Here is a 23,896-nt window from a genome sequence, read left to right as displayed (position 1 = left end):
AATAAAGCTAAAAGATGAAAACAACAATTAAATTAATAACATTTTAACAAAATATTCAAAATATAAATTTTCTTAATCAAAATGCAGGATTTTCTTTTTTATTTAAACCTTGGATGGGAACATATAATCTCTCTGGATGCCTTAGATCACCAGCTGTTTGTATTGGCTTTGATCGCTGTTTATTCTTACAATGACTGGAAAAAAATTCTGATTCTTGTTACTGCATTTACAATTGGGCATTCCATTACGTTAGCTTTAAGTATTCTTGATGTTTTCAGAGTTCCGTCCTCTTGGGTAGAATTTTTAATTCCTCTGACTATTGTGGTGACTTCTTTGGATAATATTATTATGAAAAACCAGAAGCAGACTTTGATGCGCGCCAATTATTACCTTGCTCTCATATTCGGGCTTGTTCATGGAATGGGGTTCGCCAATACAGCAAGAGTAATGATCGCAAAAAGTCAAAGCATTGCATTACCGCTATTAGGCTTCAATATAGGTCTCGAACTTGGGCAGATTGTAATTGTTTCTGCTATTTTAATCATTCTGTTTATACTGCTTAATATTTTTAAAGTGAATAAGAAAGACTGGATTCTTTTTGTCTCTTCCGGAGTATTTGCACTTTCCTTAAAAATGACTTTGGAAAGAATTCCGTTTTAAAAGTTAAATATTGGTATTATTTCAATAGCTTATTCCTATATTTGATCATTAATAAATCATTTTCGGTTATGAAACTAAAAGTTGTTATACTTTCACTTTCTGTATTTGCATATACAGGTTTCACCGCACAAAATATTCAGAATAACCCAGGCAGCAACCATGGCAACAAGTTTGAGCAGCTGGGGACTATTCTACCAACACCCAACATCTACAGAACGGCTTCAGGAGCTCCGGGACACGGATACTGGCAAAACAGAGCCGACTATAACATTTCCGCTTATCTGGATGAGGATAAAAGAAATCTGAAAGGTTCGGAAACCGTTACTTATTACAACAATTCTCCGGACGATCTGGATTATATCTGGTTGCAGCTTGATGAAAATGAACATTCAAGCATCAGAAATGCAGGATATGACGCTTCATCAATTCTTCGTCCTTCCACTACAGATCAGCAGCTTAAAGTTTCTGAGCTTCCTGTGAAAGACAATGGGTATGGAGTAAGTCTTGAAAAAGTAACGGATGCCACAGGTAATCCTTTGAAGTATACAGTCAACAAGACGATGATGCGTATTGATCTTCCTAAAGTTTTGAAAAAAGGGGAGAAATTTGTTTTCAAAGTAGACTGGAACTACAATATTTCCGACAGAATCAAAATGGGAGGCCGAGGCGGCTATGAAAACTTCGCTGAAGACGGGAATGATCTGTATACGATGGCACAATGGTATCCAAGAATGTGTGTGTACAGTGATTTCCAGGGATGGCAAAACCATCAGTTTACCGGAAGAGGTGAATTTGCTTTGGTTTTCGGAGATTTTAAAGTTTCTATGAATGTTCCTGCAGATCATATTGTAGGAGGAACCGGAGAGTGTAAAAATTACGATCAGGTATTAACGTCTGATCAGCTATCAAGATACAGAAAAGCTGAAAATGCGTCTGAACCTATTGAAATTGTAACCTTGGATGAAGCTAAAAAAGCAGAGAAAAATCATTCAAAACAAAGAAAAACATGGGTTTTCGAAGCAAAAGATGTTCGTGATTTTGCATGGACTTCTTCCAGAAAGTTTGTCTGGGACGGAATGCGTGTAACGATTCCTGAAAACAATAATAAAGTAATGGCAATGAGTTTCTATCCAAAGGAATCTTATGGTCTTTACAGAAAGTTTTCCACAAAGGCTGTTGCTCATACCATCAAAACTTATTCGGAATTTACGATTCCTTATCCCTATCCCGTAGCGCAATCTGTAGAAGCAGCAAGCGGAATGGAATACCCTATGATCTGTTTCAATTTTGGAAGAACGGAGAAAGACGGAACTTATTCTGAAGGAACAAAAAATGGAATGCTTGGAGTAATCATCCACGAAGTGGGTCACAACTTCTTCCCTATGATCATCAATTCTGATGAAAGACAGTGGGCATGGATGGACGAAGGCTTGAATACATTTACAGAATATCTTACAGAAGAAAAATGGGATAATAAATTCCCATCTAAAAGAGGACCGGCATGGACTATCGTAGATTACATGAAGCTACCGAAAGACCAGCTGGAACCCATCATGAGTAACTCTGAAAATATAGTTCAGTATGGTCCGAATGCCTATTCAAAACCGGCTACTGGATTGAATATTCTTCGTGAAACAATCATGGGAAGAGAGCTTTTCGATAAAGCTTTTAAAACATATGCTAAAAGATGGGCATTCAAACATCCTGAACCTGCGGATTTATTCCGTACGATGGAAGATGCCAGCGGTGAAGACCTTGACTGGTTCTGGAGAGGATGGTTTTACGGTACAGATCCTGTCGATATCGCTATTGATAAAGTAACGGTAGCTGTTCCAAACCTTGAAACGGATCCAAAAGCTACTGCTGAAGTAAAATATCAGGTTGAGAAACCTTTGGTAAATAGTTTTGAAGACCTTTCAAAAATCAGAAACAGAGAAGACAAGAATATTAAATTCTATGTAGACAGTGATAAGGATGCTCAGGATTTCTATTACAGATATGACAGAGGTCAGGAAAAAGTGAGTAATAAGGAATACACCATCAAAACAGAAGCTGGTCTTCCTTTAGATGTCAAGGATAAAGAGAAATTCAAAAATATTACAGGCTATCAGATCGATTTTGTGAACAAGGGCGGACTGGTAATGCCTATCATCCTTGAGTTTACTTTTGAAGATGGTTCCAAATTATATGACAAGTCTGCTGCACAAATCTGGAGACTGAACGAACAAAAGGTTTCCAAAACCTATTATTTTGATAAAAAAGTAAAATCTATTCAGCTTGATCCGATGAGAGAAACGGCTGATATTGATACAACTAATAATTTATGGACCAGTGCCGGATCGGGTGCTGAAACTTCAAAATTCCAGCTCTTTAAACAAAAACAGGAAGCAGGTTCTGTAAGAGGAGGATCCACCGGAAAGGTTAATCCAATGCAGGCCGCCGGAAAGAGTTAAAAATCAAAATGTTGTAACTTTTAACAAATACAGCACTACTTATTATTAAAAAGATCATGAAAACCATTCTTTTCCTTTTAATACTAAGTAGTGCTAATTTTTTTTCCCAGAAGCTACTTACTCCTGAAAATTCCGGGATCAATTCAAAACTTATTCAGGATGAAACTTCTGAAGCCGTATGGTTTGCTGAAAATGCAGGCACAAAAATAGAGATAGGAAGAATTGTTACAGAGATTAAAAAGCTGAACAAAGCAGATCTTCTTATCAAAACTACTGTAAAAATGAAACAGGCTCCGGATGCTCAATGGACGGATTCTACTCTTGTAAAAACTTCAAATTTCAATCCAGTCTACCACTCTTCTTACAATTCAATGAGAGATATGGTTCTCAAGTCTGAAAAAGATAAAGTCACCGGATATTATCTGGATAAGAAATCTCAGAAAAAAGACGTTATTGAAATTCCTGCAGATCATTATTTCGACAGCAGCAGCTATGCTATGCTGATCAGATATCTTCCTTTGAAAGAACATTATACTGCCGAGATTTCTATTTTCGATTATAACCCCAAATCTGAGAAAAAGGGAATGATGAAAGCCTATATTCTGGATACTCAAAAGACAGAATATAAAGGAAAACTGGTTTGGGCAGTAAAAACCAATGATGACATCAGCAACAGAGCAACCACAGTAACCTATTATATTGATGCAGCAACAAGGAAAATTGTAAAACAGGATATAGAAATGGCAGGAAGAAAAATGTATTTAGAGACAGCTCCATAAATTATTTAAATCCAGATACCAATATCTCATTTTCGTCTACAAAAAACATAACAACCTGACTTAAAAAACTTTATATTTGAATCACCATAAACACCAAATGTCAAAAACCTGATTGACTTTAAAATGTTCAGGAACGTATCAATCAAAATATTACTTATGAAAAATGCCAAATTATTAAGCAGAGATGCTCAAAAAACAATCAATGGCGGAATTGCTGCCAGACTTGTATGCTGCGAACGCGACGACAATGGAAAATGTACTTTATGGATCGGACCGGGACAAAACTGCCCTTAGTTCTATCATCTGATAACAATTTTGAATAAAGCCGGAAGTTCCCGGCTTTCTCTTTTTATATCTTTCACCATATTTACAATCTGATAATCAGAATTTTATTTAAAAAAAACAGCAATAAAATATATCACATTATTAGGAAAAATAGTATATTTGATTTACTTCTTTTACACCAAATGTCAAAATCCTGATTGACTTTAAATGCTCAGGAACGTACAAATCAAAATATTTCTAACTATGAAAAATGCTAAATTATTAAGCAGAGATGCTCAGAAATCTATCAATGGCGGAGCAGCAGGACGTTTTTGCTGTGAATACAATTACAAAGGACAGTGTATTCTGTGGATTGGACCCGGACAATATTGCCCATAGTCTGTCTTCAGATAACAATTTAAGATAAAGCCGGAAATTTCCGGCTTTATTTTTTATCCTAAATATTCTTTTAAATTCTTTTTATAGGTTCTTCCCAACGGAAGTTCATCTCCGTTTTTCAAAAAAACATGTCCGGAGTTATAAGAATTGATATGCTCTGATAACACAATATAAGACTTGTGAATTCTGATAAACCCGAAATGTTGAAATTTTTCTTCAAAATTGGACATCCTCTCCAGAATCATATACTTTTTCAGAGGTGTCATCAGGACAATATACTCTCCGAATCCCTGTATCCATAGGATATCTTTAAGGAAAACTTTATTCATCACATAATTGGATTTGAACATGATATAGTCTTCCTGCTGTTGATTATTGGCCGAACTTTTAAACTGAACAAAATCTCTTGCTTTATTGACTGCTTTTTTAAAAGTATCAAAATCTACAGGCTTGATAAGATAATGAACAACATCCAGCTCAAATGCTTTCACTGCATATTTTGTTTCCAAAGTAAGGAAAATACACAGCGGCGGATCTGAAAGTTGCTGCAAAAGCTCTACCCCATTAATTCCAGGCATATTGATATCGAAAACCACCAGATCTACTTTATTTGCCTTCAGAAAAGCCAATGCTTCTTCCGGTTTCTGAAATGAAGCCAGTAATTCAACTTCTTCAAGCTGATTGCAATATTGTTTTACAAGCTGCAATGCAGGATATTCATCATCTACATTGACGATAGTCAGATTAGCCATTAATAGTAATTGTTAAAGCAATTTTATATTGATCATTCTCTTTCGGTCCGGAATAAAATTCATACTGATCCAAATAAAATTTTTCCAATATATGAATAATTGCTTCATTACCCAACCCGTGATAATTGGATTCCACTTCATGAATTCGATCTTTTCCAACGGAATTAATAATTTCAAAATACAGTTCAGACCGCTCAATTTTACAGAACAGTTTTATAAAACCATGAGCATCCTCCCCTATTGCCGAGTGTTTTAGAGCATTTTCAAATAAGGTAAGCAATATAGCAGACGGAATTTCAGCAATATCAAATTCTTCCTGATCTTCAATATCCATCACAATATCAAGCTCGTTATTATATTTAAGCTGGTACAAAGCAGCAAGCGCTTTCAGGGAAGAAAACTCCTGAGAAACGGTTACTTTTTCTTTTCCACTGTCATAAATAATATATTTCAAAAGTTTGCTCAGCTGCAAAATAGAATCCGATGTTTTTTCCGAATGGGTAAAACTGTTCGCATAGATGTTATTAAGGGTATTCAGCAAAAAGTGAGGATTTAGCTTAGATTTCAACAAATCAAGGTAAAGCTGATCTTTCTCTTCTCCAAGGCTGATCACATCCTGTTCTATTAAAAATTTGTCTTTGGTAATTCCCAAAAAAGAACCTACCAGGATTATTATTCCCTGCGAAATGTACACATTATACAGAAAACCAACATGGTAACCCTTTTCACTGAAGTCTATCTGAAAAACGGCTGGCTCCCATAGAATCCTGAAAAGACTGGACACTAAAAAACAGATTAAAGCATAGAGAATAAACTCCGGATACTTATTGGATAGATAGAATCGGGGAACCAAATAATAGTACACCAGATAATAAATTCCAATATTGAAAACTGTATTCAAAATTATGCTTATCACCAGCTGAGTGGAATCCAAGAAGTAGTTTTCGGTGAAATAAGTCATCAAAATGAAGATGAAAAGGAAAAATATATGCTGAAACCTCAACAAAAACTTCCAACGGTACTTCATAAGACTTTCCAGAATCTTACCGCTAAATAAAATCCTGATAATCAATAATATAATTATAAAATTAATGATTAAAAACATAGTCCATACCTTATTTTGAAACGCATCAAATATAATATCTTTTTGTATCAAAATGCAGTTCGTTGAGAAAAACTGTCATTGATTGAAAAAATTCAAGCCCGCTCTCCCGAATAAATATATTTGAGAAACCGCAATATTAATCAAATATTACATGAAACTTAATATACAATTAACGCTTATTTTATCATTTTGCTTGATAACTGGTCTTTTACGTAGCCAGAGTAAAGACAACTATAATATGTGGTTTCAGTACCTCATGTCGGCAAAATTAACCGATAAAAGTACTTTAACTGCACTTACCCAATACAGATCTTTTGACCTGGCTTACGATACAAGGCTTTTCCTTGTGAATGCATATGTAGATTATGAAGTGGCAGAAAATATCAGACCTGCTGCAGGAGCCATGTTTCTGATCCTTGAATCTTATAATGCTGACGATTCTAAAAAGATAAGATATGAAAAAAGACCTTTCCAACAGGTAACTGCTGATTATTTTATTGGCAGAACGTCAATTTCGAACCGTCTTAGAGTAGAAGAACGTTTTATCAGCAATCCTGATGAATTTGAAGTAAGAATCCGGTATCTGATCTCTGTCAGAATCCCTTTTAATAAAAAAGGAGAAAAAGAAAAGCTCTACGGTATTCTTAAAAATGAAATAAGAATGAATGTTGATAAATTAGAACCTTTCGACAGCAATCGTATTACTGCAGGCCTTGGAATAAAACTGGGGAAAAACTCGGCTTTGGAACTTGCCTTTATCAATCAGCTGGAAACCCAAAAAACAAGCAATTATGGGTTTATAGGTTTCAGAAACAGTTTTGACTGGAGAAAAAAGAAACAATAATAACCCCATTAATATTTACATAAAACTATGCTTACATTTCTTGGTTTTTTAATGATTTTCATCTTCATGATTCTCATCATGAACAAAAAGATGACTCCGCTTACCGCCTTAGTTCTTGTGCCGGTCCTTATAGCTGTAGTGGCAGGATTCGGACCTGAACTCGGAGATATGATGAAAAATGGTGTCAAAGAAATAGCACTTACGGGGGTTATGCTGATTTTTGCCATCCTGTATTTCAGTCTGATGATTGACACCGGGCTTTTCGAACCTCTTGTGAATGTTATACTAAAAGCTGTAGGAGATAATCCTGTAAAAACAACCATCGGAACTGCCCTTCTCACCACTTTAGTTTCTTTAGACGGCGATGGCTCTTCCACTTACATTATTGTGGTGGCAGCATTACTCCCACTTTATAAAAAACAGGGAATGAATCCTCTGATTTTAACCTGTATTATTATGCTCGCAGGTGGTATTATGAATATTCTACCATGGGGAGGTCCTACCGCGAGAGTAATGAGCTCTCTTAAACTGGGGCATACTGAAATATTTGTTCCTATGATTCCGGTCATGCTGATCGGGCTGGTATGGGTATTTTTTGTAGCCTATATTTTGGGAGTTCGAGAGAAAAAAAGGATAAGCAAACATGGAAAATATACCAAATACAGCGGGCAGGATATTGCCGGTGAAGATGACCCTGCATTAAGACGTCCGAAACTTATTATTGTTAATTTAATCCTGACCATTATTTTGCTTTGTGTGATGATTCTGGACATTATTCCTTTGGGAATTGCCTTTATGATTGCCTTCTGTATAGCTTCTCTGATTAATTATCCGAAGCTGAAAGACCAGCAGAAAATCATTTCAAAACATGCTGGAAATGCTTTATCCGTAGCAGGAATGATCTTCGGAGCAGGAATTTTCACAGGAATATTGAATGGTACCGGAATTATGAATGCTATGGGAAACAGCATTATCAGTATTGTTCCTAAAACCTGGGGCGGCTATCTGAATGTCATCACCGCAGTATTCAGTGTACCGCTTACCTTTTTTTTGACCAATGATGCCTATTATTTTGGAATACTACCTGTCATCACAGCAACGGGCAGCCAGTTGAATATTCCTCCTGATATTTTGGGACGTGCCAGTCTTGTAGGGCAGGCTTCTCACTTATTAAGCCCTTTGGTTCCTTCTACTTATCTGTTGGTTTCACTGGCAGGGGTTGAATTCTCTGACCATCTGAAATTCACTTTAAAATGGGCTATAGGATCATCAATTGTAATGTTGCTGAGTGCATTAGCTCTTGGTATTATATAAGATTATATCTTTGAATTTTGTAATCTTACCTTATAAAAAGTGAATGATGAAACCTTCTAAGCAAAAAACGTTTACAGACTCCTATTTAAGAAACCTTACTCTGTATGTGTTCACAGCCATTATCTGTGGAGCATTAACCGGTTATTATTTTCCGGAAGTCAGTAAACATCTGGAAACAGTAAGCAGTTACTTTTTCACGCTTCTTGAGGTTTTGATTATTCCTGTTATTTTCATTGCAGTCACTTATGGAGTAAGCTATATTTTCAGTACCAAAAATGCTTTTAAAATTGTAAGTCAGATGGTTCTGTATTTTTTAATCATCACATCCATCAGTATTTTATTGGGCATCGGTTCCGGTCTTCTTTTAAAACCGGGTGCCAATACAGGAATTATTATTTCTTCCCACAAAGCACTTCCGGAAAGATTTTTAACAAGAACAACAAATCCTTTACATATTAGCAACTATGTACTTTTTCTTTTAATATCAATAACTGCAGGTATCCTGATTGGTCTTTCAAAGAAAAAGAATAACATTCTTAAAACCATTGACCTGGGAAGAAATCTGTTTTTCAAACTCATCAAGTATGTTTACATCTTTCTTCCCATTGTCATTTTTTCTAATATCGCCTATGGAATTTCAGTGTATGGAATTAATACTTTGCTGCCATTAAGTAAAATTGTTGCCACGGTATATCTCACCTGTGTATTTTTCATTTTCGGGATATTGGGTGTTATAACGGCTTACTTTAAGATTAACCTTTGGGACTTTTTGATCAGCATCAAAGAAGAAATTATTCTTGTGGTAGCAACTTCCTCTTCAAAGACCGCATTCCCGATGATCTTTGATAAAATGGAATCCCAAGGTTATGACCGCAAAATACTTCGTCTTTTAATCCCTCTCGGATACAATTTTAATCTGGCAGGAGCGTGTATTTACCTTTCAATTTCATGTATTTTCCTTATCCAGTTTTATAATATTCCACTTACCATAAAAGATTATTTCTGGCTTTTTATAACCATTTCAATTGCTTCAAAAACAGCTTCGGGAGTACCCGGATCAGGTTTCCTTGCCCTTATGTTTACTTTAAGCAGATTTGGAAAAATTCCCACCACAGATCTTGCTCTGTTATACAGCATAGACCGCTTTATGAATGAAGCCAGATCTGTTACCAACTTCATAGGCATTACAGTTTCTGCTGCCATTATTTCAAAACTTAACCAAAATACTATTCCTTTAAAAAATGATATTTCCTGATTTCACACACCTATTCAATGACATATTAGAAAACCCAGCAAAATCAATAGCCATCATAGGCAATCTTATCCTTATCGAAAGTCTTCTCTCTGTAGACAATGCAGCGGTATTGGCAACCATTGTGATGGATTTACCAGAGCATCAAAGAAAAAGAGCCTTAAAATATGGAATCCTTGGAGCATACCTGTTTCGCGGACTGGCTCTTATTTTTGCTTCCGTACTGATTTCCGTCTGGTGGCTGAAACCATTGGGAGGATTATACCTTCTCTATATTTCTTTTGACTGGTTTATCAAAAAGGTTAAAAATAAAGAGGATGATGAAGGTGCCGAGGAAAACCCGGACAAAGAATCCAGCTGGCTGTATAAAAATTCTATCGGACTACTAGGGCAATTCTGGGCAACGGTTGCTATTGTAGAAGTAATGGATCTTGCTTTTTCTATAGATAATGTTTTTGCTGCAGTGGCTTTTTCAGACAATTTGCTACTGATTACGCTGGGTGTATTTATAGGAATTTTAGCCATGAGGTTTATTGCACAGTGGTTCGTTCGTCTTATGCAGATTTTTCCTTTTTTGGAAACTGCCGCTTTTGCTGTCATTGCTATTTTAGGAATTAAACTAAGTTTATCGTTATATGAGCACTTCTACCCCGCTACGGCATTCGCTCAATTTTTAGCCAGCCATACCATGGAAATTTTAGTTTCCGCCATTACCGTTCTATTGTTTGTAGTACCTGTAGCTACCAGCTATCTTTTGGGATTTCCAGCCCGCAAAAAATAATTTTTCTGCCAAATTTTCACATTCGGAAATAAAAGTCTGCCATTTCATCCACCAGTGTCGCATGGCATACATTTAGAGAAATACAATGCAGAAATAATTAATAAATAAACATATTATGTCAGTAAACTTTAAACCATTAGCAGACAGAGTTCTAGTAGAGCCTATCGCTGCAGAAACTAAAACAGCTTCAGGTATTATTATCCCGGACACTGCAAAGGAAAAGCCGCAAGAAGGTACTGTAGTAGCAGTAGGCCCTGGTAAAAAGGATGAGCCTACAACTGTTCAGGTAGGTGACAAAGTTCTTTATGGAAAATATTCAGGTGCTGAATTGAAGTTGGAAGGTAAAGATTACTTAATCGTAAGAGAAGCTGATTTATTAGGAATTATTGGCTAAGATCTCAGATCAAAGACAGCAGATTTAAGATTAAAAAATCAAATTAAAAAACTATCGTTAGTTGTCTAATATCTGACATCTAACATCTAATATCTAATCAAAAATGGCAAAAGAAATAAAATTCGATATTGAATCAAGAGACGCTCTAAAGAGAGGAGTAGATGCATTGGCTAATGCAGTAAAAGTAACTTTAGGTCCTAAAGGGAGAAACGTAGTTATCGAAAAATCTTTCGGTGCTCCACACGTAACTAAGGATGGTGTGTCTGTTGCAAAAGAAATCGAACTTGAAGACAGAGTAGAAAATATGGGAGCGCAAATGGTAAAAGAAGTTGCGTCCAAAACTAATGATATCGCAGGAGATGGTACTACTACCGCTACTGTATTGGCACAGGCTATCGTAAGAGAAGGTCTTAAGAACGTAGCTGCTGGTGCTAACCCAATGGATCTTAAAAGAGGGATCGACAAAGCTGTAACTGCAGTTGTTGAAAACCTTAAAACACAGTCTCAGGCTGTTGGAGATTCTACAGATAAAGTAAAGCAAGTAGCTTCTGTATCTGCTAACAACGACGAAACAATCGGTGCTTTGATCGCTGAAGCTTTTGGAAAAGTTGGAAAAGAAGGAGTAATCACTGTAGAAGAAGCTAAAGGTATCGATACAACAGTAGATGTTGTAGAAGGTATGCAATTCGACAGAGGTTACCAGTCACCTTACTTCGTGACTAACCCTGAGAAAATGTTAGCTGAACTAGAAAACCCATATATCCTTTTAGTAGAGAAAAAAATCTCTTCAATGAAAGAACTATTGCCAGTTCTTGAGCCAATTGCACAAGGTGGTAAGTCTCTATTGATTATCTCTGAAGAAGTTGAAGGGGAAGCTTTAGCTACTTTGGTAGTTAACAAATTAAGAGGTTCTCTTAAAATTGCTGCTGTAAAAGCTCCAGGATTCGGAGACAGAAGAAAAGCAATGTTAGAAGATATCGCTATCCTTACAGGTGGACAGGTGATCTCTGAAGAGCAAGGTTTCACTATGGAAAACATCTCTTTGGATATGCTTGGAACTGCTGAGAAAGTAACGATCGACAAAGACAACACAACTGTTGTAAACGGTGGTGGTGACGAAGCGAAAATCAAAGGAAGAGTAGCTCAGATCAAAGCTCAGATGGAAACTACAACTTCTGACTATGACAGAGAAAAACTTCAGGAAAGATTAGCTAAGTTAGCTGGTGGTGTTGCTGTTCTTTATGTAGGGGCTGCTTCTGAAGTAGAAATGAAAGAGAAAAAAGACAGAGTAGATGATGCTCTACACGCTACAAGAGCTGCTGTAGAAGAAGGTATCGTTGCAGGTGGTGGTGTTGCTTTAGTAAGAGCAATCTCTGCTTTAGACAACCTTACAGGAATCAATTCTGACGAAACTACAGGGATCAAAATCGTGAAAAGAGCAATCGAAGAGCCATTAAGACAAATCGTTGCTAACGCAGGGGGTGAAGGTTCTGTAATTGTTGCTAAAGTAGCAGAAGGAACAGGAGACTTCGGATACAACGCGAAAACTGACGAGTATGTTCAAATGCTTGAAGCAGGAATCATTGACCCAACTAAAGTAACAAGAGTTGCCCTTGAAAATGCAGCTTCTGTATCTGGAATGCTTCTTACTACTGAGTGTGTTATCACTGAAGTGAAGAGCGCTGAACCAGCTATGCCAATGGGTGGTGGAATGCCAGGAATGATGTAGTAGCGTAAGCTAAGACAAATTAATATACTAACCGCTCTGCTTTTGTAGGGCGGTTTTTTTGTGGAGTATGGTTTCCCGTAATTAAATCTTATTTTTATATTTTAACTTGGTGAAAATATAAAAATAAAACTCTAAAAACGAATAGCATATGAAAAGTACACCTATTTTACAAAATCTGAAATTGCTTAAAGAAGATATGGAAAACAAAGGCTGGGTTATTGAAGCCTTTACATTCAATTATAAAAGCATAAGTTATATAGTTCTTGTTAAGTTGTATGTTGAAAATGAAAAAAGGCCTGAATATGCACTTTTAAAACTTGAATTTATAAAAGCAAATGACTCTGCTTATACTTTAACTGTTCATGCCAACTCAAATCAAATTATGATCTCCGCTCAAATATTAAGAGAGTTCTTCAATATTAATTTCTCACCCAATCTACGAGACATTTTACAGCAGTTTTATGAATATTTTTCTGGTTTTATTCCTACTCAAGTAAATCCCAACAAGCCAGACAATATAAAGAAATTAATGATTTCTTCACTATCTAAAAGCGACAGTGAAAATCCTGATAAAATATATTGTTATACAGTAAAACGAAATTCTAATAATGAAAAAAGATCCCCATTTAACGATAATAAAACTCAATTATTAAGACCTGCATTATATGCACGATTTAAAGAAGAACGTACAATTAGCTTCTGCTATTCTTTATATCCTCAAAACGAAAAAACTGATGAGGAAATACTTTTGAATTTTGGAAGGAGAAGATAAGGTTTCTAGGTTTCTGTACGTCGAAAAACAGAACATGTATTCGTGTTTGAAAGACTTTTCCTTAAAAATGCAACTTCTGTATCTGGAATGCTTCTTACAACTGAATGTCTTATCACTGAAGTGAAGAGCGCTGAACCAACTATGCCAATGGTGGTGAAGAAATGCAAGGACGATCAGCGACCGAGGCAAATTAATATACTAACCGTTCTACTTTTGTGGAGCGATTTTTTTATTTTTAAATTTATATTAAGTTGTTTTGTATATTGGGTTATCATGAGTAACTTTAATTATAGGTGCAAAAAACTATACATAAAATCAAAATAACATAGGCAATAATGAAAAACACAATTCTCTTTGTCCTTATTATACTAATATCTTATAGCTGTTCATTAGGTAGATTCAATAATGTTCCTGTTCAAAATGAAATTGATCTTTCCTTTAAAAAATTCACCGAAATTAAGAAAGAAGAAATAAGTAAAAAATCAAAAGATATCACGCTGGGATATTTTTGGGGAATTGGAGAGGATATTTATCCAACTTTTGAAAAGCATACATTTGAAATTCCTAAATCTTATCAAAGAAATGAAAATAACTTCATTCTTAAAGTAGATTATTTTTTTACAAAAGATGACCAAACCCAACTCAAGTTCTATGAATGGAATGAAAATGAAAAAGCTGAAATATCTACTAATCAGTTTAATGAAAAATTCCACGAAATCAAAAAATATTTAACTGAAAACCTTGGACAACCATACCTGGAAGTATATGAAGAGTTAGAAAAATCTAAAGAAGAAACAGTAAGAGACGATATAAAATGGAAGAGTCAAAAATTGAATGCCTATCTATTTCGTTTTAAGGGAAAAGGTGGGTTCGATCAAATAAGATTAGCAATTTATAAAGATTAAAGTAACAAGAGTTGCCCTTGAAAACGCAGCTTCTGTATCTGGAATGCTTCTTACTACTGAATGTGTTATCACTGAAGTGAAGAGCGCTGAACCAGCTATGCCAATGGGTGGTGGAATGCCAGGAATGATGTAATAGCGTAAGCTAAGACAAATTAATATACTAACCGTTCTACTTTGTAGGGCGGTTTTTTATGGAATATGGTTTCCCGCAAGGAATAATTATTCTAATATCTTATCTTAGTAAGAAAAAATTAAACAACAAAATACAATCTATTATGAGAAAATATACAATTTCAGATATTAAAGTAGGTGATGGAGTCTATTTTAAGGTTAAATGGCAAAACAATTATGATTTATTTTGGACAATTATCTCTATTTATGATGAAAATACTATTGAAATCGAGATTGATGAAATGGGAGCAAAAGATAAAATTTTTCTAAAAATACAAGATATATATTTGATTGAAAAAAGATAAATCAATTTTTTTTTCATCAAACTGAAAAAACAAACTATCTTGGAATTAGAAACTTGGGCTACCCTAAAATGAAATTACATATGAAAATACATATTAAATATAAAAATAGTTTAGATAACTCTGAAGTTGATGCTATATCAGAATTTACCAAAAGATATGGTGAGTTAACTTTAAGCAAAAAATCAGGAGGAAGTGGAAGTATTGATTTAGTTTCTTTTATAGAATTTTCTTTGGGCGGATATTTGATAAATTATTTAGCGAAACCAATTTTTGAAAGTTATAATAAAGGACTTATAAATGAAGAGTATTTTCAAAAATTAGGAACTGATCATCGAAAAAAAATAATTGATAAAACCTCAAAAATCTTTCCATATTTCAACGGTTTATACTTAAATTTCTTAAATTCAAAAAAAGATCAACAAGAAAGTATCTCACTTGTTGAAAACTTTGAAAATTTCAGTTTATATGTTTCTTTAAACGAAAAAAGAATGACTGAAGAATTACTTAATCAATTCCCCGAAGCATTATGTAATACATATTCTATCATTTCGCTTAGACTTCTAGAACTTGACGAGCCTCATATTGTACAGTTATATCCTAATTTTGAAACACAAACTTGGGATTATCTTTTTATGCCAACAGTTGACGGCTTTGGTAAGTTCATTGATAAATATTACAGCTTTAGTGAAAATAAAATACACTATTTAGCTACTGCTGATGAGTTTATTCAAAAATTCAACATTACAGATTTATCAGAATACAAACTTATAATTAATCCAAGAAGTTAAGGAAAACCCTGCGAAGCAAAGTCTCCTGACCACTAAAGCAACAAGAGTAGCCCTTGAAAATGTAGCTTCTGTATCTGGAATGCTTCTTACTACTGAGTGTGTTATCACTGAAGTGAAGAGCGCTGAACCAGCTATGCCAATGGGTGGTGGAATGCCAGGAATGATGTAAAGGTCAGCGACCGAGGCAATTTAATATACTAACCGTTCTGTTTTTCAGAGCGGTTTTTTTGTTTGGATACGGTTTCCCGTAAGGAAATAGCATATTTATATTTTATATTTAACAATTAAAAAATAGATCTCTAAAACCAAAACAACATTAGCACAATTATGTATCCTTGCAATGAGTAAATTTGGTTGATATACGCAATTTTCCAAAAATATACATAAAATAAAATTTTAATATTTTCAATAAATTAGTTAATACCATGTCACCAATTAAAAAAGATTACACTGAAGAGCAATTCAACATTATTAATATTAAAATTCACTCAAAAGAGGAAAATAAACAAGCTTTATATTCTCAAATGATTAATCAGATTTTTAATTTTACAGATTTCAATGTTAAAATTGGAAATAAGAATGGGTTAGTTTTAAAAAAAATTGATAAAAACCCAATTAATAAATCATTACTAGGCAGTGAATTTGATGAACTTCAGTATAAAAGTTATGAAATTTATGAATGTGAATTTATTAAGTATAAAATTGAAGATGAAAAAGACAAACATTATGATACTAAACGTAAAGAAATAAAACCAGGTAACCCAAATGCTGTTGTAAAACCAAACGCATACGAAATACCTTTTTATTTTATACCAGCAATTCATAGACTGTTACTTCCAATAAAATCAAAAGTCACTCCAAAACAAGTTGAATTATTTTTTAAGGAAGCATTACTTAAAATTTATGAAACTGAAAGCTACTTCAATATAGATATCGCAAAAAGTGTAGATGAAATTGACAAAATATTCAATTTCAAAACCTTAGACAAACTACAATTAGAAATTAGTTATACTAATGATGATTTGGGAGATGATGAAAAATTATTTATGGATACTTTATTAAAAGAATCAAATGCCAATAAATACAAAGCTGAATTCGATTCTGAAAAAAAGGAATCATTAAATTTAGATTCTAAGTTAATAAAAGGAGGAATTGAATTAAGTAAAGAGAATGGCACTCTAAAAGCAACTGGAACAAATTCTTTTGATAACAAGGTGATTATAAATACAAAAAATGAATTTGAAGATTTTAAAATTAAAGTTAAAAAAGAAATTAATCCACTAATTTCTATTTTACGAGATTCACTAAGGAAATGGAGACTTTAAATAAAAAAGAAGAATTTGAAAATTCTTTTAAGGGTTTATTCAGTATAATTTGGAATAGAAAATTATACAAAAAACCTGTATATAGAGTTTCTGGATTATTAATCATTTGTATTAATGTTTTATTCTTTTTTTTCAAAAATTTTATAACAGACAGAGAGTACTTTGATCTATTAAAAATTTATGTTACCACATTCTTACCTGCATTTGTAACATTTTGTGGATTTACAATGACTGCATATTCTCTAGTTGTAGGTTTTTTAAATTATGGAGTCTTCAAATCTACAATTGAAAAATTTTATAGTTTAAAAATTCGTACTGAACAATTTGGAAATGATAATAAACTTCCTAAGTTTTCAGTTTATCAACAAGCAATAGCATTATTTGCTTTGGCAATTTTAGTATTGTTATTTACTGTTTGTTATTTTCTAGTTGTAAAATTTACTACTGAAATTCAATTTGAAATCGAATGCAAATTAGTAGAAGTATTTAATGCTATAAATTTACTAATTCTTATACTTTTAACTAATTATAGCTTTATATTAATTGTATATAACATTGTAAATATTTTTACATTAAGCCAATCTCTGAATAAGTTGATATATAAAGAAGAACTGGAAAAACTAACAAAAGGCAAATAAAAACTTCTTATAAAATGGTATTGGCAAAACGCGGAGTTAAATTGTAACATTTACACGTTATAATCATGAAAAGATTTGTGCGCAAATGATAAAAAGAAATATGTAAACAAAAATTTTATGAGGATCCCAACAAGAATTATATTAGCAATTTAAAAAAAGATAATAATGAATGAAAAACTTCCGTCGCTTTTCAGTTGTGTTTTCTTTTTTTTGTAAATTCACAATATTAAAAAGTATCGATTAATTTCAGACTTTCTTGAATTAGTGTTCTGTTCTCTGTCAATACTTTCCCCTTCTCCTTAATTCAACCAATATATAATATATGAAAGCAATTTTATGGATTATTGCTATTTTTTTGACAATTTCAGGGTTAATAATATCATTCGTTTTCTTTAAATCTTTATACTTAGAATATACATTTGGTGAAAATCCTATACTTTTACCAGAAACTGGCCAAGTTGGAGATTTTATTGGAGGGGTTGTTGGGACAATATTTTCTTTAGCTGGATTTATAATATTATTAATGACCTTCAATTCACAAACGAAATCCACCTACCTTGAACAATTAGAAAGTAAAGTATTTGAACTTATAAAATTACATAGAGATAATGTAAGTGAAATAAATATTAAAAGAAAAATAATCGATAATAATGGTGAGATTACTGAAATTGAATTCCCCAACAGAAGAGCATTTAAAGTAATGGTAAGTGATTTTATATCTTGTAGGAATGAATTAAATCCATTTATGAATCTTTATTCTACAGATGAAATTTATGAATCCGATTATCTCGCAGAAACTATTAGTATTTTAGGTGTTGATAAAGAACATATAAGAATAAAATCATATGCAAGAATAAATTTATCATATTGTATTATTTTCTATGGTGTGAGTGGAGAGGGATGCATTATTTTAAAAAATTTATTTAAGAAAAAATTCAAAAATGAATTTATCGAAGAACTTTTATTATATATAACCATGAAACCCATCGAAAGTAGCAAACAATGGGGGAAATGGAAAAAACTCAAAGAATTAAAAATTGTTGAAAGAATCACAGAGATCAAAAAAATTATCGAATTCAGAAAATTAGATCCAAGCGAAAGTATCGCTTATGAATACTTTTATGATAATGCTTACATTAAATTTTACGGTGGACATCAACACAGATTAGGTCATTATTACAGACATCTATATCAGTCTATAAAATATATTAATTCTCAAAAAAAGTTAAACTTTGAAGAAAAATATTTTTATGTAAAAACATTTAGAGCGCAGCTCTCGACCTATGAACAAGAATTACTTTTTCTCAATAGTCTATCTTTTCTAGGTTTAACTTGGGAATTAAAACCCAAGTATAAAAAAAGTGGTATAACTTTTATCAATATAAATAGAGAAAAATCATTAAAACTAATCACTAACTACAACCTAATCAAGAACGTACCCGGTTCACATTTATTTGGTATTAATTTTAAAGATTACTATCCTAAGGTAAAATATGAAAATGAAGAGTAGAAATGAGCCTCTCACTGCATACATAAATAAACAAATATACCTGCTCCGCAAAGTCAGGAAACTTTGTGTTCAAAAAAACAAAATCCGAAGTCTCCCACTTCGGATTCTTTATATTCCCACCTATCTAAAATACCCCCACTCCCCCATTTCCTATCCCCCAACTTTTACTTATATTTGTTTCTATAACGTACACAAATATGCAAAACAAAAAAATACATCAGGGGAGAAATATCAAGCGTTTTCGTGAGATGTTGGGCATCAAGCAGGAGGCTTTGGCTTTTGATCTTGGTGAAGACTGGAACCAGAAGAAGATTTCGCTTTTGGAGCAGAAGGAAACTGTAGAAGAGGATATTTTAGAAAGGATTTCCGAGATTCTGAAAGTTCCTGTGGAAGCTATTGAGAATATGGATGACGAACAAGCTATCAATATTATTGCTAACACATTTGATAATGGAGCCATACTTAATGGTATCAATTACAATCCTTCATTTCATCCTATAGATAAGGTTTTGCAACTGCACGAAGAAAAAATTGCGCTATACGAAAGAATGCTGAAAGAAAAAGATGAAATGATGGCCAGACTGGAGCAGTTGATTCAGAAATAAAACACTCCTGTAATTATTTTTCCGCAAAACTGAATAATATCTGTAAAAAAGCCAAATACTAAATGAAAAAGTTCATACTTATTATCTCATTTTTCTTCATCCAATCAACATTAGCACAATCTATACATTTTACAAATCCAGACTTAGAAAAAACTATTTTATTAAAATATCCTGAAATAGATATTAACAAGAATGGAAAAATAGAAAAAGAAGAGGCTGAATCAATTTTAAGATTGGATTTAATGAAACAAAATCTCACCAATGTAGATGATATACAATACTTCAAGAATCTTGAATATCTTTCATTAACGATCAATGATATTACAAAATTAAAACTTAGTGATTTAAAAAAATTAAAAGAGTTCTATTGCGCAAGAAATAAATTAGTTGAATTCGAAATAAGCAATATGCCATTGTTGAAAGATTTTGCTATTGGCAGAAACGAGTTAAAAACAGTTTCTATAATCAATTGTCCCAATATAGAATCAATAAATATGATGGATAATCAAATTAATAATTTTGATTTTAAGCCTTTTAAAAAACTAAAATATTTAACTATTGACAATAATCATTTTGAGAAACTGGACTTGAGTCATAATCCTGACCTAATTCAAATTAACATCCGTAAAAATAACATTCAAACTTTAGATATTACTAAGAATGTGAATCTTAAAATGGATATTCTTTATATCGATCCTAATGTTAAAATTACTGGAACCCCAGAACAAATTAAAAATTATAAACCAGGGCCGATAATTTATACAAAATAAAGGCAACTGTTTCACGACTTTGAGCCGGCAACATAAATCCTCCATAGCCATCTAATTTTGGATAACAAAAATAACTGGAAAACGATATCAGCAAATAATATATGTGTAAGTCGAATGATACAATGAAACTTTTAAAACTACTTTTTCTGGTCCTTACCATCAGCTGTACAAAGTCTAATTCAAGCATTAATCCCGATAAATACAGTAACAATTATAATATAAATTCCGGAGATAAAAGTTGTGAAAATATTTTCCAATTTGGAAAAGCAAACTTATGTATTCCCAAAATTGAAGGAATGTATAATATAATTAATAATATAGAATCCAAAGATTATATACAAAGTAAGAACTTTCCAGGAAATACTTTTGTTGCTTACTATGTAAATAAAAAACTATACAAAAATTTACAAGTTTTATGGGAAGATCAATTCGATGATTTTTTCCAGATCTATGTTACCAATCATAATGAAAATAAAGATGTAGATATTTCCTATTTTACTGAAGTAAATAAAAATTACCTCGAAAATTATTTAAATTCTGATAAGTGGGAGACATTAAAAAAAAGGCTGGAAAATATAAATGAAAACAATGTTTTTGAGAAACCGATACTAATAGAAAGCTATTCATTATCTAAAAATTCCATGCAATATGTCACATTAGTAACCATCAAAAAGAAAAATACATCCAAAAATATGATTGCCATTGGAAATATGTTTATTGTGCAGAACCGTTTATTTTTTTCTAGTTATAATAAGTTTTATCAGAATTTCAATTCAATAGAAGAAGCCAAAAAGAGAAATAATGAACTTATGCTCAAAATCATAGATAACAATAAATAAAATAACTATCATCCAAGAAACTTATACCCAAATGAAATTAAACATTAAGCTTTTCTCCATCTTCATTCTTTTTCTGGTTTCAACCTCTTCTTTTGCACAGAAGAAGACTCCTTTTGAAATCAATGGAGAGTTATTTGAATTCCCTGGAAAATGGGAATATAAAAACCACCTCAAACAATCCGGACAATTTCACTTAAGCAATAAAGACGAAAAAATAAGTGTATTAATTTCTGTAAGAAAACCTGAAAAATTTGAGTTTTATAAAGAAGGTTTAACAGAAAAAGAATTACTGAATGCATTTTACAAATGGGAATATGATTACTGGGCCTCTTCTAATGGAGTGAAAGCTGAAGTTTCCGACGTAAAACGAAACGAAGAAAAAAATTATATTATCTGGAAAATTATTGTAAGAAATATGCCTCAGAACGATCATAAAGACCAAACTTCTTATTTACTCTATGCCGTTAGAAACAACAATCTGATATCATTTAATTTAACCAATAATACCGATAAAAAGATCCTATTAACTGAAGCAGAATCAGTGGAACTTCTTGAAAAGATCTATTTGAAATAAAAATATAACCCTGCTCCAAAAAACCGCCCACTTTTGTGCAAAAAAAATAAAATCCGAAGTCAATAGGCTTCGGATTTCTTATGATAACAAATCACCCAAAATCCTCAGCTTTTCGCAGGCTTTTTCAATTTTGAAATTCCATCATTATACAAATGATATTCAAATGTAGTACATATGCCGCACTAGCGTAACACCTTATTTTTCATCTTTATTAAAATGTATCAGACGTTAACGCTTACTTATGTGGAGTCAGACTTTGAAAAACAGAAATTGATTCCTATTCCTCTACCAAACTTCGAATTAATGATAGCAGTAAAAACCTGGATGCTACCTCTGGAAATGATGAGGCAGTTCTCGTTTTCAGAAAAGAATAAATTTTCTCATCACCTATTAAAACCGCCAAATGGCGGTTTTTTTTATTTGTAATGATTTTTTTATAGTAAATAGTGAATTATATTTGATTTTTTAATTTACATATTACATAAAACCAGTTAGTTACAATCAATTCCCTGTAGTGAATTTTGATAAATCCAATTAAGACATTGAGGTTATTTTTTTTATTAAATAATTTGTTTTCAACGTATTTTATTAATTAATTTAATTGTTATTTATGTTAATCAATGTATTATTCGTTATTTTATTCATCTTTAGTTGTTAATTTGTTAAAAAAAATACAAATTTGCTCCCTAAAAATTAATTTGACATGAAGAAACTAACGGCGAGTCTGCTAGTTTTGATATTGTCTTTCCAATACAAAACATAAATGATAAGGAAAATAACTCAGATTTCATTCTGTCAGTACAATGTATTGCGCAGGTTACAAGATAGTGCATACATACCTGAATCCCCCACGCGAGCAGATTACCTTAATTGATAAAAGTTTAATTAAGGAAGCTCAGATTCAGTTCCTGAATTTTGAGTTCCACGAAAGAATCAATTTTCTTAAAACCATTATACCCCTATTACAACCCTGCTGCGTAATCTTCCAGTTAGGGTAAACCCTTAAATAATTCCTGGAAAATGTCTAATAAGCACAAAGATTTATATTTTATCGTCTTACCCATTATAGTTTTCATAAACCTAATCATAGCATGGTATAACGGCGATTATCTTTCACCTGATTCCCATGATTATATAAGAATTTCCAATGATCTGCCAAAAATTAAAGATTCCCTATTTCCATTATTTTATCCCGCTTTATTAAAAATAACAAATATTATAATCAATAATTATTTGATTACCTATAAAGTAATTAATGTTTTCTCTATATTATTTTGCTATGTTTATACCTATAAATTTAAATTCTTTTGGAAAGAACTCTGGGTTATTTTAACGTTTTCATCGTTTCAGTATAATTACATTTTTGCATGGAGCGAAAATATAGTTTTACCGCTTCTTATTATATTCTTTCATTTGAATTATCTGTTTTATGTTAATAAAATAAATGAGAAAAAGTATATATTAAAAAATATACTAACATTAATATTACTGATTTTAACAAAATACAATTCGGTTTTTTTTGTTTTTCCAAGTATAATAATCAGTCTAATGTATATCCGATCGAACAAAAAATTCATTTATACTTTCATTTCTTGTCTGGGGGCCATGTTTTTTCTGGCTTTTTATCTTTTTATAAATTATCAATTGACTGGTTTTATAACCGGTGATCGGGCCAGACTAGTAAAATTGGATTTCAAAATATATCTATGGCAGTCTATATTTGGTATAATGCCAGCAATAGAACCATTCGGCAGCTCTTTAAGTAAAATGAAAGACTTTCAAAGATTCATTGGAATATGGCAGCTGCCTATTGTATTCACATTTTCAATCTTTATCTCAGTGATGATTATAATAGTGAAAAGAAGTAAATGTTATGTAACCAAATACAACTTATTTCTACTCATCAATAGTTTCTCTTTTTTAATTTTAACATTAATTTCAGCATACTTTACAAGGATTGATATTTTA

General features: G+C 32.5%; 24 protein-coding genes. 22 read left to right on the top strand and 2 right to left on the bottom strand.

The features are described from left to right. Positions 1–81: 81 nt before the first annotated feature. From ACM6F9_RS02420 to ACM6F9_RS02400, 5 genes are all read left to right on the top strand, one after another. Positions 82–660, top strand: a complete 579-nt coding sequence (locus tag ACM6F9_RS02420; RefSeq protein ID WP_414844244.1) for a HupE/UreJ family protein — start codon at positions 82–84, stop codon at positions 658–660. A gap of 68 nt (positions 661–728) precedes the next feature. Then, positions 729–3,113: a M1 family metallopeptidase gene (locus ACM6F9_RS02415; RefSeq protein ID WP_414844243.1), complete on the top strand. Its 2,385-nt coding sequence runs from the start codon at positions 729–731 to the stop codon at positions 3,111–3,113. Between the two features lie 56 nt (positions 3,114–3,169). Then, a complete protein-coding gene (locus ACM6F9_RS02410) occupies positions 3,170–3,892 on the top strand; it encodes a hypothetical protein (protein ID WP_414844242.1) in 723 nt (240 codons plus the stop codon). A 156-nt stretch (positions 3,893–4,048) separates the two neighbouring features. After that, a complete protein-coding gene (locus tag ACM6F9_RS02405) occupies positions 4,049–4,186 on the top strand; it encodes a hypothetical protein (protein WP_165790518.1) in 138 nt (45 codons plus the stop codon). A 234-nt stretch (positions 4,187–4,420) separates the two neighbouring features. After that, positions 4,421–4,555 carry a hypothetical protein gene (locus ACM6F9_RS02400; protein ID WP_262484685.1) on the top strand — a complete coding sequence of 45 codons (135 nt, stop codon included), beginning with the start codon at positions 4,421–4,423 and terminating at the stop codon, positions 4,553–4,555. A 53-nt stretch (positions 4,556–4,608) separates the two neighbouring features. Here the strand turns inward: ACM6F9_RS02400 and ACM6F9_RS02395 are convergent, their stop codons facing one another. Together ACM6F9_RS02395 and ACM6F9_RS02390 are read right to left on the bottom strand one after the other, a co-directional pair. Then, positions 4,609–5,307 carry a LytR/AlgR family response regulator transcription factor gene (locus tag ACM6F9_RS02395; protein WP_414844241.1) on the bottom strand — a complete coding sequence of 233 codons (699 nt, stop codon included), beginning with the start codon at positions 5,305–5,307 and terminating at the stop codon, positions 4,609–4,611. After that, positions 5,300–6,208 carry a sensor histidine kinase gene (locus tag ACM6F9_RS02390; protein ID WP_414844240.1) on the bottom strand — a complete coding sequence of 303 codons (909 nt, stop codon included), beginning with the start codon at positions 6,206–6,208 and terminating at the stop codon, positions 5,300–5,302. The genes ACM6F9_RS02395 and ACM6F9_RS02390 overlap by 8 nt, the downstream gene beginning before the upstream one ends. Positions 6,209–6,563: 355 nt before the next feature. On the opposite strand from ACM6F9_RS02390, the gene ACM6F9_RS02385 reads away from it, so the two are divergent. From ACM6F9_RS02385 to ACM6F9_RS02305, 17 genes are all read left to right on the top strand, one after another. After that, positions 6,564–7,256 carry a DUF2490 domain-containing protein gene (locus ACM6F9_RS02385; RefSeq protein WP_414844239.1) on the top strand — a complete coding sequence of 231 codons (693 nt, stop codon included), beginning with the start codon at positions 6,564–6,566 and terminating at the stop codon, positions 7,254–7,256. A 27-nt stretch (positions 7,257–7,283) separates the two neighbouring features. Then, positions 7,284–8,570 (top strand): CitMHS family transporter, encoded by a 1,287-nt coding sequence (locus ACM6F9_RS02380; RefSeq protein ID WP_414844238.1) that lies wholly within the window; start codon positions 7,284–7,286, stop codon positions 8,568–8,570. 46 nt (positions 8,571–8,616) lie between these two features. Further along, positions 8,617–9,825: a cation:dicarboxylate symporter family transporter gene (locus ACM6F9_RS02375; protein ID WP_414844237.1), complete on the top strand. Its 1,209-nt coding sequence runs from the start codon at positions 8,617–8,619 to the stop codon at positions 9,823–9,825. Then, complete coding sequence (locus tag ACM6F9_RS02370; protein ID WP_414844236.1) at positions 9,812–10,603, top strand: TerC family protein; 792 nt, start codon at positions 9,812–9,814, stop codon at positions 10,601–10,603. The genes ACM6F9_RS02375 and ACM6F9_RS02370 overlap by 14 nt, the downstream gene beginning before the upstream one ends. Before the next feature lie 115 nt (positions 10,604–10,718). Next, a complete protein-coding gene (locus ACM6F9_RS02365; protein ID WP_034696138.1) occupies positions 10,719–10,997 on the top strand; it encodes a co-chaperone GroES in 279 nt (92 codons plus the stop codon). 103 nt (positions 10,998–11,100) lie between these two features. Then, positions 11,101–12,726, top strand: coding sequence for a chaperonin GroEL (gene groL / locus ACM6F9_RS02360; protein WP_414844235.1), 1,626 nt, complete (start codon positions 11,101–11,103; stop codon positions 12,724–12,726). 148 nt (positions 12,727–12,874) lie between these two features. Next, positions 12,875–13,498: a DUF6037 family protein gene (locus ACM6F9_RS02355; protein ID WP_414844234.1), complete on the top strand. Its 624-nt coding sequence runs from the start codon at positions 12,875–12,877 to the stop codon at positions 13,496–13,498. Between the two features lie 335 nt (positions 13,499–13,833). After that, positions 13,834–14,403 (top strand): hypothetical protein, encoded by a 570-nt coding sequence (locus tag ACM6F9_RS02350; protein ID WP_414844233.1) that lies wholly within the window; start codon positions 13,834–13,836, stop codon positions 14,401–14,403. A 275-nt stretch (positions 14,404–14,678) separates the two neighbouring features. Then, positions 14,679–14,879, top strand: a complete 201-nt coding sequence (locus ACM6F9_RS02345; protein ID WP_414844232.1) for a hypothetical protein — start codon at positions 14,679–14,681, stop codon at positions 14,877–14,879. A gap of 80 nt (positions 14,880–14,959) precedes the next feature. After that, positions 14,960–15,667 (top strand): hypothetical protein, encoded by a 708-nt coding sequence (locus ACM6F9_RS02340; RefSeq protein ID WP_414844231.1) that lies wholly within the window; start codon positions 14,960–14,962, stop codon positions 15,665–15,667. 425 nt (positions 15,668–16,092) lie between these two features. Next, entirely contained in the window at positions 16,093–16,992 is a 900-nt protein-coding gene (locus ACM6F9_RS02335; protein WP_414844230.1) for a DUF4747 family protein, read from the top strand. Beyond that, a complete protein-coding gene (locus tag ACM6F9_RS02330; RefSeq protein ID WP_414844229.1) occupies positions 16,980–17,630 on the top strand; it encodes a hypothetical protein in 651 nt (216 codons plus the stop codon). The genes ACM6F9_RS02335 and ACM6F9_RS02330 overlap by 13 nt, the downstream gene beginning before the upstream one ends. A gap of 322 nt (positions 17,631–17,952) precedes the next feature. Next, the gene (locus ACM6F9_RS02325; RefSeq protein WP_414844228.1) at positions 17,953–19,140 is read left to right on the top strand and encodes a putative phage abortive infection protein; all 1,188 of its coding nucleotides are present in this window, start codon (positions 17,953–17,955) and stop codon (positions 19,138–19,140) included. A 197-nt stretch (positions 19,141–19,337) separates the two neighbouring features. Beyond that, the gene (locus tag ACM6F9_RS02320; RefSeq protein WP_414844227.1) at positions 19,338–19,745 is read left to right on the top strand and encodes an XRE family transcriptional regulator; all 408 of its coding nucleotides are present in this window, start codon (positions 19,338–19,340) and stop codon (positions 19,743–19,745) included. A gap of 62 nt (positions 19,746–19,807) precedes the next feature. Next, complete coding sequence (locus ACM6F9_RS02315) at positions 19,808–20,515, top strand: hypothetical protein (protein ID WP_414844226.1); 708 nt, start codon at positions 19,808–19,810, stop codon at positions 20,513–20,515. Positions 20,516–20,637: 122 nt separating this feature from the next. Beyond that, the gene (locus tag ACM6F9_RS02310) at positions 20,638–21,354 is read left to right on the top strand and encodes a hypothetical protein (RefSeq protein ID WP_414844225.1); all 717 of its coding nucleotides are present in this window, start codon (positions 20,638–20,640) and stop codon (positions 21,352–21,354) included. A gap of 31 nt (positions 21,355–21,385) precedes the next feature. Next, entirely contained in the window at positions 21,386–21,928 is a 543-nt protein-coding gene (locus ACM6F9_RS02305) for a hypothetical protein (RefSeq protein ID WP_414844224.1), read from the top strand. Positions 21,929–23,896 lie beyond the last annotated feature (1,968 nt).

Source organism: Chryseobacterium sp. IT-36CA2 (genome assembly GCF_949767875.1).
Classification (GTDB): Bacteria; Bacteroidota; Bacteroidia; order Flavobacteriales; family Weeksellaceae; genus Chryseobacterium.
Note: the sequence above shows the minus strand (reverse complement) of the source record. Positions and strands in the feature narration are given on the sequence as shown.